Genomic DNA, 437 nt, shown 5'->3' with positions numbered 1-437 from the left:
CCTCAGCAGTCATGCCTTCGTCTTCGCGGCCCCAGCCGTAATGCTTTAGCCTTGCGCCGCTCATGGCATCCTCCCTGTTTTTCTGTCTGTGATGAGATAGCCGCGATATTCAGCACGCCGCTGCAGTCCTGAGCATTACCTCAACGCGTGCTGAAGGTGAGGCCGGCGCGCTCCTTCAGACGCTTGCGCAACGCCGGCCCCATCAGCGCGCCCGGCGTCCAGGTACCGCCCTCGCCCTGCACTTCGCGCACGAGGCAGAGAGCGCTCTCCGCGATCATCTTGCTGGTTGAGCCGTAGCCAGGATCGCGGTCGCCCGTAACCACCGCCTCGACCCGCCCGCCATCCGGCCGCTCGCCCAGGAAGAGGATGTCGTAGAAGCCCTTCTCGCGCTCATCCCGAGTGGGGCCTCCGCCGGGTTTGAGACCGCCGGTCCTGAA

At 65.4% G+C, this 437-nt stretch carries 1 pseudogene; it reads right to left on the bottom strand.

From position 1 onward, the window contains the following. Positions 1–140: 140 nt before the first annotated feature. Positions 141–437, bottom strand: a pseudogene (locus tag AC5ZGW_RS47135) (saccharopine dehydrogenase); the annotation flags it as partial.

It is taken from the genome of Bradyrhizobium sp. Crot121 (assembly GCF_059512385.1).
This window is presented reverse-complemented; position numbering and strand designations above follow the sequence as displayed.